This is a genomic window from Maribacter luteocoastalis (assembly GCF_048890225.1).
GTDB lineage: Bacteria > Bacteroidota > Bacteroidia > Flavobacteriales > Flavobacteriaceae > Maribacter > Maribacter luteocoastalis.
Window position 1 is genome coordinate 292450 of record NZ_JBMFZG010000001.1, and the last position, 13394, is coordinate 305843.

8 protein-coding genes are annotated in these 13394 nt (G+C 41.1%); 6 read left to right on the forward strand and 2 right to left on the reverse strand.

Annotation, left to right across the window (positions count from 1 at the left end):
• Positions 1-229: 229 nt before the first annotated feature.
• On the reverse strand, positions 230-952 hold the full coding sequence (locus tag ACOCEA_RS01330) for an NrtR DNA-binding winged helix domain-containing protein (protein WP_420754390.1): 723 nt from the start codon (positions 950-952) through the stop codon (positions 230-232).
• Positions 953-1114: 162 nt separating this feature from the next.
• Here ACOCEA_RS01330 and ACOCEA_RS01335 point away from each other — a divergent pair, with 162 nt between their 5' ends.
• The 5 genes from ACOCEA_RS01335 (at position 1115) to ACOCEA_RS01355 (ending at position 10110) form a co-directional block, all read left to right on the forward strand.
• Positions 1115-4897 (forward strand): ThuA domain-containing protein, encoded by a 3783-nt coding sequence (locus tag ACOCEA_RS01335; RefSeq protein WP_420754391.1) that lies wholly within the window; start codon positions 1115-1117, stop codon positions 4895-4897.
• 5 nt (positions 4898-4902) lie between these two features.
• Positions 4903-7449: a glycoside hydrolase family 2 TIM barrel-domain containing protein gene (locus tag ACOCEA_RS01340; RefSeq protein ID WP_420754392.1), complete on the forward strand. Its 2547-nt coding sequence runs from the start codon at positions 4903-4905 to the stop codon at positions 7447-7449.
• Positions 7433-8236, forward strand: coding sequence for an SDR family NAD(P)-dependent oxidoreductase (locus tag ACOCEA_RS01345; protein ID WP_420754393.1), 804 nt, complete (start codon positions 7433-7435; stop codon positions 8234-8236). Before ACOCEA_RS01340 ends, ACOCEA_RS01345 begins: the two co-directional genes overlap by 17 nt.
• Positions 8237-8280: 44 nt before the next feature.
• Positions 8281-9831, forward strand: coding sequence for a glycosyl hydrolase family 79 N-terminal domain-containing protein (locus ACOCEA_RS01350; RefSeq protein WP_420754394.1), 1551 nt, complete (start codon positions 8281-8283; stop codon positions 9829-9831).
• 126 nt (positions 9832-9957) lie between these two features.
• Positions 9958-10110 carry a hypothetical protein gene (locus tag ACOCEA_RS01355; protein ID WP_420754395.1) on the forward strand — a complete coding sequence of 51 codons (153 nt, stop codon included), beginning with the start codon at positions 9958-9960 and terminating at the stop codon, positions 10108-10110.
• Here ACOCEA_RS01355 and ACOCEA_RS01360 read toward each other — a convergent pair.
• Positions 10107-10349: a GntR family transcriptional regulator gene (locus ACOCEA_RS01360; protein ID WP_420754396.1), complete on the reverse strand. Its 243-nt coding sequence runs from the start codon at positions 10347-10349 to the stop codon at positions 10107-10109. The genes ACOCEA_RS01355 and ACOCEA_RS01360 overlap by 4 nt on opposite strands.
• A 504-nt stretch (positions 10350-10853) precedes the next feature.
• Between ACOCEA_RS01360 and ACOCEA_RS01365 the strand changes: the two genes are divergently transcribed.
• Positions 10854-13289 (forward strand): alpha-L-rhamnosidase-related protein, encoded by a 2436-nt coding sequence (locus tag ACOCEA_RS01365; protein ID WP_420754397.1) that lies wholly within the window; start codon positions 10854-10856, stop codon positions 13287-13289.
• The last annotated feature ends 105 nt before the right edge of the window (positions 13290-13394 follow it).

The following is a 13394-nucleotide window of genomic DNA, read 5'->3' on the forward strand; positions in this document are numbered from 1 at the left end:
GAAGTAATTCTAAGCACACAAAAATGTAAAAAAAGTTTAAACACCTAGATGGTTTGTTGGATAAAAAAATGCAGCCCAATTAATAGATGGTCAAATAGCCTTATTCTCTATAAATCCAATATCCTAAGAGCAGATTTAACAATGATTTGACATGCTTTTCGAACTTGGCCCACATACTATGATATCAGTTGTTCATTTAATGGGATGTCGTAATGTAGTGGCAAACTAGTTAACGTTTAAACCGATACAAATAGGGTGCTTTATTAGCCGCTCCGGTCAATTTCTTGCCCATTCTTTCTAACACGTTTAGGTCTAACATTTTTTTCTGAAAATTATTTCTGCGAAAGGGCTTATCGTATACTGCCTCATAGAGGAGTTGTAGGTCTTTCATTGTAAATTCTTCAGGAAGTAGGTTAAAGCCCAACAGCTTAGAGTCCAGGTTTAAACGCAATGCCTCCAATGCATTATGTATATGTTGTTCATGGTCCATAACCATTTGGGGCAAATCCGTAATCTCATACCAATCTATAGATTGGTCTATTTCGGTCAATTTAGGTGTTACCTTGTTAATATCTACAAGCGCGTAGTAACCAATGGCGATAAAGCGCTGGGTCAACCATTCTAAAAAGTTGCCGTCTTGAAGCTGTTCAAATTTATCGGGATTCAAGGCTATCATTTGCTCAAGTGCGGCACGATTGGTTCTCGGCACATCACCAAAAACCCGGTATTGTTCCAAAAAAATGTCACCGATGCCAGTACGTTCCTCCAAAATACGTTGGGCTGCTTTGTCAATGCCCTCCTGTTGCTGCACAAAACCACTGGGCAAGGCCCAGAAGTCGCCCTTAAAGTCCATTTTGGGTACCAACACTTGCAATTTATTCTGTCTATATCCAAAGATAACACAGTCTATAGAGAGCTGATTAATTAAGTCCTTCTGATTAAGGTTTTTCATTATGTTAAATTTCAATTTATTTAGGTTACCTCTTTCAAATTCAAAAATAAAGGGTTTTTATCGAGCGTAGGATAATCTGTGGTACAAAGATAAAAATTTAATGTCTTTTTATTAGACAATAACATATTTATTCTATATTTGACCCATCACAAACTTTTAAAAATGAAATATTACATCTCTTTTACATTCCTTATTGCCCTAATTTTCACTTTGGGCTCTTGTACCCAAAACTCAAAGACCCAGGTTTTGGTGTTCAGTAAGACAGACGGATTTCGTCATGAATCCATAACGGCTGGCCAAGAAGCCTTGACTAAAATGGCAAAGGAAAAAGACTTTGATGTCGCCTTCACTGAAAATGCCCATGATTTCAATGATAAGCTTTTGAAAAACTACCATGTCGTTATCTTTCTAAATACCACCGGAGATATACTTGAGGATAGTGAACAGGTGTCCCTTGAGCGCTTTGTTCAGGCTGGTGGTGGTTTTTTGGGAATACATTCGGCAACGGATACAGAATATGAATGGCCTTGGTACGGAAAATTGGTTGGGGCATATTTTCAAGATCATCCCATAGAACCGAGCAATGTCCAAAAAGGAATCTTCACTGTAGAGAAAAAAGATCATTGGGCAACCCAGGGTATGCCTGACACATTTGAGTGGGAAGACGAGTTTTATAGTTTTAAAAACATTTCCTCTAACATCAATGTGCTTTTGAGCATAGATGATTCCAGTTTTATAGGAGGCAGCAATCCTGATTACCACCCAATGAGCTGGTATCAGGAATTTGATGGGGGGCGCTCTTTTTATACTGCTATGGGCCATACCAATGAAACCTATAGCAACCCCTTGTTCCTAAATCATTTATGGTCGGGAATTCATTATGTGGCCGGTGGCGATACCCCAAAACCACTGGATTATGCCATGGTGAAACCAGAAGAAAACCGATTTACCAAAGTTGTCCTAGCGGAAAAACTTGATGAGCCTATGGAGTTGGCGCTATTGGATGATGAACGTATACTTTTTATTCAACGCAAGGGAGAAGTAAGAATTTTTAATACAGAAACACAAGAACTAAAAACGATTGCCAAAATACCTGTAAGTTTAAAATATGTAAATAAAGAAGGTGAGGAATCTGTGGGCGAAGATGGTCTACTGGGACTGAACATTGACCCGAAGTTTTCAGAGAACCATTGGATATACCTCTATTATTCAACTTTGAATGAATCTGCCAATGTGTTATCTAGGTTTGAACTGAATGGAGAGGAATTGGTCATGGAATCTGAAAAAGTGTTACTTAAAATTCCAACCCAGCGCGAACAATGTTGCCATACTGGGGGATCCATAGCATGGGACAAAGAAGGTAACCTATATCTCTCCACGGGTGATAATACCAGTCCACGTGCATCCGTATATAGCCCGTCAGACGAAAGGCCGGGAAGAGGCCCTTGGGATGCCCAAAAATCATCGGCCAACACCAATGACCTTAGAGGTAAAATCATCCGTATCAAACCTAATGACGATGGTACCTATAGCATTCCTGAGGGAAATCTTTTTCCAGAAGGCACCGCTAAAACACGTCCAGAAATCTATACCATGGGCCATAGAAACCCATTCCGGATTTCGGTAGACCAACATACCGGGTTTGTTTATTGGGGCGAGGTAGGTCCGGATGCCAATGAACCTGATTCGCTCCGCGGACCTGCAGGTCATGATGAAATAGGACAGGCAAGAAAAGCTGGGAATTTCGGTTGGCCACATTTTGTAGGGAATAACAAGGCATATAATAAATATGATTTTGCCAGGGAGCAATCCCTTGAAAAATGGGATGCCAAGGCTCCTATGAATACATCACCTAACAATACGGGACTTGAAAAACTGCCCCCGGCCCAAGATGCCTTTGTGTGGTATCCGTATGCTGAATCGGAAGAATTTCCTTTAGTGGGTTCGGGCGGCCGAAATGCCATGGCCGGTCCAGTATTCTATTCCGAAGATTTTAAAAATTCCGAACATGCTTTTCCACAGTATTATGATGGTAAATTCTTCGCTTACGAATGGATGCGGGGTTGGATTATGGCCATCACTATGGATGAAGCGGGCAATCTTAAATCCATGGAACGGTTTATGCCCAGTTACCGTTTCAGCAATCCCATGGATATGCAATTTGCCTCAAATGGTGATCTGTACATGTTGGAATATGGTTCCGGATGGTTTTCGGCCAATGATGATGCCCGGTTAATTCGTATAGAATACAATGGCGGTAACCGTTTGCCCAGAGTTGAAATGGCGGCCAATAAGATGGGAGGTGCCATTCCGTTTGAACTGCAATTAAGTGCCGACGGTACAGAAGACCCAGACCAGGACGATCTAGAATACCTTTGGGAAGTGTCCTCAGAAAACGGTTTTTCCCAAACCCTCAATACATCCAAGGCAAATTTCACTTTGGAAGACATTGGCATCTATAAGGTGACCCTAACCGTAAATGATGGAAAGGGCGGCATTAATGGCCAAACTATGGAGGTAATTGCCGGTAATGAGCCACCAGTCCTACATCTGGAAATATCAAACGGCAATAAAACATTTTTTGTTCCCAATACTTATGTTGACTATGACATTAAGGTAACGGACAAAGAAGACGGTACCTTAGGGAACGGTATACATAATGAGCAAGTAGCCGTTTCTTTTGATTACCTGGCAGAAGGCTTTGATAAAATTGAGATTGCACAAGGGCATAGGGCAGCGGATGCCACGGCACAGTTTGCAGTTGGTAAAAGCTTGATGGATGCCAGCGACTGTATGGCATGCCATAAAAGACAGGAAAAATCCATAGGACCCTCCTATATAGATGTTGCTATGAAGTATAAGGATGATGCCTCTGCAGTGGAATATCTAAGCAAGAAAATCATCTCAGGTGGCAGTGGTATTTGGGGCGATGTACCTATGGCCGCACATCCACAATTGTCTGCGGAGGAAGCCGCGGATATCTCAAAATTTATCCTGAGTTTGGCCAATGAAAAACCAAAAGCTTCTACCCTGCCTACTAAGGGCTCTTACCCAGCCAAAGCAACCTCGGGTGATAAGGGAAAGGGTGTATATATTGTGCGTGCTGCATATGAAGATCATGGGGCAAATCGCATGCCTGCAATCACTGCTGAAAAATCGTTTGTACTTAGATCTACAACTGTGGGCCCAAATGATTTTGATGAGTATACCGATGTCAATAAAATGTCTTTCGGTGGATCCAATTTCGCAATTCCGGCTAAATCGGGTGCCTATATGGTTCTTAAGCAAATTGACCTGAAAGGCTTGTCCGCACTTCAATTACAGGCCACAGCACCAGTAGCACAGTTGAATGCTGCCGGAGGTAGGGTGGAACTGCACTTAGCTAGTCCTACCGGCACATTGATTGGAAAATCAGATTTTTTGGAAGCCTCGGACACTGGCGGTTTTACCCCTAGCCCTATGGTGGCTCCTATTTCTTTACCAACAGATTTTAATGGCGAACAACAAGACCTTTATGTAGTCTTTACCAATGATAGAACCGAAAATCCGGGAACATTAATGGTGGTTTTAGGTGCAGAATTTAAGTTGGCACAGGAACCTCAACCGATTATGGAGACTGAAACTAGTGATGCTGGTGCCGTTTCAAAGACCGATTTCTTCACGGGAAAATGGGACCTTACCTTTAAGGGCACTCCAAACGGGGATTCCAAAATGATAGCCGATGTCAAAAGGAATGGCGGAAAACTAACAGGCGAGTTACTGGATCCCGAAGGCAAGACCCCAGCCATTCCCATGACGGCTATCCAAGAGACGACCGATGGTATTGATTTTTCTTTCACGGCACAGGGATTTAACGTCAGTGTAAAATTGATCAAAGACGACCAGAACCACTTAAAGGGTAAAATGATGGATATGTTCGAAGCCACGGCGGTAAGAATAAACTAAAGAAAATGAAGAACACTGTATATATTATCGTATGGTTTGTTTCTATACAAATTATGTTTGTTGGATGTTCCCATGCGGAAACCAAACCATTAGCAACGCGTTATCGGTTAATAAATACCGATTGGAAATTCGTACGGGATTCCATTTCAGGTGCAGAAAAGCAAGATTTTGATGATTCGCAATGGATGTTGGTAGACCTCCCACATGATTATAGCATAATGGATTTACCAGGTGAGGATGGTCCGGACCAAATAGGTCCATTTAGCAAGACCGCTCCCGGAAATGGAAATTCAACCGGACATATCCCTGGCGGGACTGGCTGGTACCGAAAAGAATTTACGGTAGACTATTCCGATGCAGGTAAATCCGTGATTTTAAAATTTGATGGTGTCTACTTGGAATCGGAAGTTTGGATGAACGGCCAAAAAGTAGGGGAACATAAAAATGGATACACCCCGTTTTGGTATGATGTAACACCTTTTCTCAATGCCACGGGAGAAACTAACCTCATTGCCGTTAAAGCGGAGAACTTAGGCCGCAATTCACGCTGGTACAGTGGCTCAGGTATTTACAGGAACGTTCATTTAAGTCTAGTGCCCCCTGTACATATTAAGGAATGGGGAGTTCACATCTCTACTCCGAAAGTTGCAGGGAAAACCGCCACCGTAGCTTTAGAAGTTGACGCTGTAAACGATACGGAAAGTGCATCGGAAATAGTCTGCACTATTAATATAAGGGACAAGAAAGGTACTATTGCCGCTACCGCTTCAGAAAAAATCAATATACCATCCAAAGGGAATAAAAAGTTCCTAAAACATATTGAGGTACAAAATCCCTTACTGTGGTCAGTAGAAACCCCTAATCTTTATACTGCAGAAGTAGTATTACAAGCCAATGGTCTAGAGGCAGATTCCTATAGACAGACTTTTGGAATAAGAACTATCTCTTTCTCGGCGGACAAAGGATTTCTTCTAAACGAAAAACCTATACTGTTAAAGGGCGGGTGTCTGCATCATGACAATGGTTTCTTAGGCGCAGCAGCAATCCAAAGGGCAGAGGAACGCAAAGTTGAATTGATGAAAGCGAATGGGTACAATGCCATTCGATGTTCCCATAACCCACCATCGGAAGCATTTCTGAATGCCTGCGACGAATTAGGAATATTGGTCATCGATGAATTCACCGATATGTGGGAATCCTATAAAAATCCACAGGACTATTCACTTCATTTTAAGGAACATTGGAAAACCGATCTCACCAATATGATCCTAAGGGATAGGAACCATCCCAGTATTATCATGTGGAGCATAGGCAATGAGGTGCCCAAAGAAAGTGTTCAAAATGCAGTTAGAATTGGTAAGCAACTTGCTGAACATGTTCGTCAATTGGATAACACAAGGGCTGTAACCGAGGCAGTGACCTCCGTTTTCACCCCAGATGGTTGGGAAAATTCTCAAGATATATTTGGAATATTAGATGTATGTGGCTATAATTATCAACCCCAACGTTATGCAGATGATCATGAAAAATTTCCAAATAGAATCATGTATGGCTCAGAATCATTTGCGTTGGATGCTTATACCTATTGGGAAGCAGTTGAAAAATATCCACATGTAATTGGTGATTTTGTGTGGACTTCAATGGATTATATCGGAGAAGTTGCCCTTGCACATACCAAGTATGTTCCAGAAAACGAAAAGGTAATTTTTAAGCTTCCAGAATACTCCATACCTGCATCCGCAAAGATTTTTGATATGATGGAAGGCATGCCTTCTGCCTGGCCCAATTATGTGGCTTGGTCTGGAGATTTTGATATCACCGGAGCTAAAAAGCCCCAAATGTTATATCGCGATGTGCTTTGGGACAACAGTATCATTGAGCTAAACATCCACGAACCAATTCCAGAAGGGATGGCTGAAAATATAAGCGGTTGGGGCTGGCCCAAGGAATGGCCTTTATGGGATTGGGAGGGCCATGAAGGCGAACCACTTCAGGTCCGCGTTTTTACGAAAGCACCCAAGGTTAGACTAGAGTTGAACGGAGAAAACATTGGCGAAAAAGTACTTACTGAAAAAGATCAATATATTGCTGTTTTTGAAGTGCCCTATATAGCAGGGGAACTATCAGCCATCGCTTTGGAAGAAGGCAAGGAAATCGCAAGAAAAGTTTTAAAAACCGCTGGTGCACCGACAACTATTCGAATTACACCAGAACGGAACTCCCTTAGCGCCGATCGCAACGATCTTGCCTATATAACAATCGAGGTTTTGGACGCAAATGGATATGTTGTTCCTACTGACACTACACAAATTGAAATTTCAGTTTCCGGAACTGGGAAACTCGTTGGGTCGGGTTCGGCCGACCCCTCAGATATGAAAAGCGTCAACAACAACCTTATTAAAACATATAAAGGGAAGGCTCAGGCAATCATAAGGCCTTATCAAGAACCAGGTACCATCGTTATTAAGGCCGAGGCTCAAGATCTGGCCATGGGGGAGTTGAAAATTGAGGTGGGTAATTCTATAAACGCAACACATGAAGGTCAAAAATAAAGTAATCGTGGTCACGGGTGGTGGTGGCGGTCTGGGCAGGGCATTGGTCTTACACCTATTGGAATTGGGAGCCAAAGTGGCCGCTGTAGATATCAATGGCCAAGCCTTGGAGGAAACCAAAAATCTTGCAGGAGGTCAAAGCAAACACCTTTCTACCCATATACTCGACATTACAGATAAGGCAAAGGTAAAGTCCTTTCCAGGGGAAGTTCTCAAAACACATGGTACAATAGATGGTATCATAAACAATGCGGGTATCATTCAACCTTTTGTTCCTGTGAACGAATTAGATTATAATGTAATAGACCGAGTGATGAACATTAATTTCTTTGGGTCGCTTTATATGGTCAAGGCCTTTTTGCCCCATTTATTAGAGCGGCCCGAAGCACATATCGTCAATGTATCCAGTTTAGGTGGTTTCATCCCTTTTCCCGGTCAAACCATATATGGTGCTTCCAAAGCGGCCTTAAAATTACTTACCGAAGGTTTGTATGCCGAACTTAAGGATACTTCGGTAAAAGTGACCATCATCCATCCTGGGGCCATGCAAACCAAGATTATGTCCAATTCAGGTCTCAAATCATCTATAGAAGAAACCGAAGCTCCAAAAAGCACAATGATGTTGTTGCCGGAAGATGCCGCTAGACGAGTCATCAAGGCAATGGAAAAGGATAAGTTCAGGGCCATGGTGGGAAAGGATGCACGAATGTTGGATGTTATTTACAGAATATACCCTAGAAAAGCCGTAGATTTTATCGTTAAAAAAATGGGAAGTTTATCTAAATAGTGACATCAATAAAACATATTTTTATAAATCACAAAACAAATACCATGAAGCATTTTATAATAAGAACGGTTAGTCTCCTTTTAATTGGCATGGCACAGGTGGCCTATTGCCAAAATACTTCAGGCGATAAAATTGAAAAAAGCGCCTATAGTATCGATTTGCAAAACATAAAACATATAGGTAGTGTTGATAAACATTTTCAGTCGTACAACATCGAAATGTGTGAGGTCATAGGCGGCGATTTTTGGGTACCCTACCACCTATTGGATTCCGTGCTTCAACATACGGACAAGAAAGGGTTTGAAGCCTTAAAATGGAAGATTGAGCCCATAGATCTTAATGAAAAAAAATTAAGAAACCTAGCTGCGGCATTGGGTCCTGCATATATAAGGGTAAGTGGTACTTGGGCAAACAGTGTATATTTTCAAAACAATGATGCGCCCATACTTGATAGGGCACCTGAAGGATTTAATAATGTGCTGACCCGTGAGCAATGGAAGGGCGTGGTTGATTTTAGTAAAGCGGTCAATGGCAAAATCGTGACGTCTTTTGCTATCAGCGATGGAATGCATGATGCCAATGGGGTGTATCAGGTTGATCAGGTGAAAGACCTTATCGATTATACCAAATCAATTGGTGGAGAGATTTCGGCTGCGGAAATGTTCAATGAGCCTACCTTTGCAAGTCATGGAAGTGCTCCAGAAGGCTATAGTGCCCAAAGCTATGCTGACGATTTTACTATTTTTCATGATTTTGTAAGTGATTATTACCCGGAGATGCTGATAGTTGGGCCGGGTTCAGTTGGGGAAGGTGGCGTATTGGAAACCGGTGGGGTCGTAAACTTTGACATAGCCACAGAAGATCTGATGGCCAAACTTCCACCAAATCCATTCGAAGTCTACTCGTACCATTTTTATGGGGGTGTATCAAAACGTTGTGGCGGCAAACAAAACCTAGAAAGTGTTATGACGCAAGAGTGGCTTAGTAAGACCGAAAAGGGGCTTGAATTCTATCAAAAATCACGCGATAAATATAATCCAGATGCGCCTATCTGGTTAAATGAAACTGGTGAAGCAGCTTGTGGTGGCGATCCATTGGCAGCAACCTTTGCAGACACTTTCAGATATCTGGAGCAGATGGGCAGATTAGCAAAAAAGGGGGTTAAGGTAGTGATGCACAATACACTTGCCCGAAGTGAATATGCATTATTGGAACACGATACTCACAATCCACGGCCCAATTATTGGGCAGCACTTTTGTGGGGCAAACTTATGGGTGTCGAAGTTTATGAGGCAAAAAATATCGCACCAGGCGTCAATGTTTATATTCATGATAACAAAGAAAAGACTAAGGGTCGGTCGGCACTGATCATCAATGCCACAGGATCGGATTTTTCATTTGAAATTCCAAGCGAAGCCAAACAGTTTCTGCTTACCGCAGATAGTCTCGACACAAAAACGGTACAACTAAACGGAAAAGTACTTGAATTGAACCCAGATGATTCCTTACCCAATATTACAGGTGAAACAGTGGGGGCAGGCACTGTTCAATTACCAAGTCAAGGAATTATGTTCCTGTCGTTCGAAGGAATCTAATGCTTAACCACCAACTACCATGGTCACCATAACATGGCTTGGTCTTTTGGGAGGAAAATGATAGTAAAATACTATTGCAATGTAAATTGTTTGGCACTCTGTTAAAAAGCTGAAAAAGTAAAGAAAATGAAAAAAATAACCTTATTTCTTCTGAATTGTATAGCGTTATTATCCAGCATTGCAGTTTGTGCAAAAGGGAATATCAAAATGGCAAATACAGGGGGTTGCCTTATCGTCAACGCCAATACCATCACGAACGATTTATATATTCGCATTTAATAAGAACTTGGTTTATAGATTAAGAAGAAGATATTTATTTTAGAAATGAGTTCTGTTTTAGCAGTATAGAAACCCTTGCCTTTGACCGAAACAATTATTTTTCTCTTTTTTAATTCTCGATATGCTTTCTCAACGGTATCCCTAGATAAATTACAAAGTTCACTTAGTTCATTAATAGAAGGTATTTTTTGACCTATGCTCAATTTTCCTTTTGAAACATCGGTAATAATTGATTCCAAAATTTGCTTTTATTTAGGTACTCGAGAAGAATCGTTTATTTCGATATTTAGATTTTGAACCATAGTATTAATCTATAAAAACCTAGGGTTTAAATTTTATCAAAATGTAAACATTATCCAAATTAGCACCAATTTAACTTTACATTTAATTTATATGCAAAAGCATCGATCTAAATAAATGCTTTATTGCATAACACTACAGGACAGCTAATAAAACTCATTCTAATATCTTTGAAATAATCAAAATAATTCTTAGCAAACAAAAATACACTAGACTTTTAAACATGTAGATTACCGTTGGGATAAAGGCAAGGCGGCCCAATATATTCAGGTGAAAAAAGAAAGTACATGTGAAAAATCCATTTTATGTGATTTTGCGAAAGACTATATATTGAAAGAAAAAAATATCGAGTTAAACACCAGAACCATAATTACTCTAAAGTAATATCAATGCACAAAAGAAAACCTTCTAGTACAATTTATTTAAAAAATAAAGGAGGCCATATGAAACATTTCCTTTTGAAGTATTTGATTCTTATAATCATCTTTTCCCCCGTTTGGATTCAATCCCAAAATCAAAACATACCCCCTAGATCAGAACGTTGGAACGCTCAATGGATAACTGGCCCAGGAACACCAATTAATTCATGGACAGCATCTAGGGACGCCAGTTTAAAGGAATATGGTGTTTTTAAATTTAGAAAAAAACTGGAATTAGAAAAGAAACCTTCTTCGTTTGTGGTTCTTGTTTCAGGAGACAACCGTTATAAATTGTACGTCAACGGGACCTTGATTTCACAAGGACCGGCACGAGGCAATCTTTATTTTTGGAACTACGAGACCGTAGATCTAGCCCCCTTTTTAAAGGTCGGGGAAAATGTGGTAGCGGCCTTGGTCTGGAACGATGGCAATGTAAAGCCTGAGGCACAGATTACCCATTTGACCGGTTTTATTCTCCAAGGTTATTCAGAAAAAGAGGAACTGATCAACACAAACGAAACATGGAAAACGATTGAAGATGAAAGTTACCAACCGCTACAAGTTCGTGTTGGAGGGTATTATGTAGCCGGCCCAGGCGAATTGGTAGACATGTCCAAAAATATCCAGGCTTGGGAAAAATTTGATTATAATGATGACCGTTGGGTAAATGCTAGGACCATAGGTACCGGAAACTTAAAACAATATGCAGTAAACTCGTCTGGATGGATGTTGGTCCCTTCGCCGATACCACAAATGGAAATGACCAAGGAACGTTTGGCATCCACTAGAAGGACCAGTAATGTCGATGTTCCCAATTTATTCCCTGCCGAAAAAGTTGACTTTTCCATACCGGCCAATTCGGAGGCAACAATCCTTTTGGATCAAGGACACCTAACCAATGCTTATCCTACACTAGTTTTTAGCGGAGGTAAAAATGCCCAAATTGGGATGTCCTATGCCGAAAGTTTATTTATACATACCGATGAAGATATTAGTGGTCCTTGGTTACCAGAACTTCCAAAAGGAAACAGGAACAAGGTCGATGGAAAAATATTCATAGGAAAGAAAGACAGTATCCTATCCAACGGCACCCAAAAACAGGTGTACTCGCCCCTTTGGTGGCGAACCTATCGCTATGTGCAGCTAACGGTAAAGACACAAAACGAACCTATGACCATTAATGATTTCTATGGGATATTTACGGGCTATCCCTTTACCCAAAATGCCAGTTTGGAGATTAACAGCCCAGAGATGGACCAAATTATGGAAATTGGATGGCGAACTGCCCGGCTATGTGCCTTTGAGACTTATATGGATTGTCCTTATTACGAGCAACTACAATATATCGGGGATGCCCGAATACAGGCCTTGGTTTCCTATTTCAATTCTGGCGATGACCTTTTGGCCCGTTACGGACTTACCCTTATGGACCATTCCCGTATACCCGAGGGAATTACCATGAGCCGGTATCCTACAGACTTAGATCAACAAATACCTACATTTTCCCTTTGGTGGGTTGCCATGCTCCACGATTATTATAGGTATAGACCAGACGCTGAATTCATTAAGAACAAACTTCCCGGCACAAGGGAAGTCATGTCCTTTTTTGCCTCTTACCAACAAGTTGACGGTTCCTTAAAAAATGTGCCCTACTGGGTATTTACCGATTGGGCGGAAGGCGATGGTTGGAATTTCGGAATGGCTCCCAAGGGTGAAAATGGCGAATCTGCCATATTGGACCTACAATTGCTTTGGGTCTATCAACAAGCTGCCGAACTCGAAGGGGATTTGGGTCTAAAGGATTTTCAAAAACTATATACCGAACGTGCGGAACAACTTAAGAAGACTATTCGAAAAAAATATTGGGACCAGGGAAAGGAATTATTTGCAGATACTGCGGATAAAAAATTCTTTTCGCAACATGTAAACTCCTTGGCGATATTGTCCGGTGCAATAACCGGAGAAGAAGCTACAGCTCTTGCCCGTAATATATTGACAGATATAAGTTTGGTACAAGCATCGATTTATTTCAAATTTTACCTTCACCAAGCTTTGGTAAAAGCAGGTCTAGGTGATGATTATATGAAATGGTTGGATAAGTGGAGAGAAAACATTGCGATGGGCCTGACCACTTGGGCAGAAGACTCGGATGTCAGTAAAGCTAGATCAGATTCCCATGCCTGGGGCTCGAGTCCCAACATCGAATTTTTTAGGGTCCTGTTGGGCATTGATAGTGACGCCCCGGGTTTTGCCAAAGTAAAGATTGAGCCACATTTAGGGGATATTAAGGAAATAGGTGGACAAATGCCCCATCCACAAGGAATGATTTCCGTTAAATACAACGTATTGAAAAAAGGATTAGAGGCTAATATTACCTTACCTAACAATGTTACCGGCACCTTTATTTGGCTGGGCAAGCCATATGAGCTTAAACCAGGTACAACTAATTTGAAAATTTAAAATCGAGTCTTTATACACATATTAAAATGACATCTAGTAGGTTAGGGCCCTTAGTTTGATCATATAATTGCCTTTAATCGCTACCCAAACAGAACAGTTCGGAAC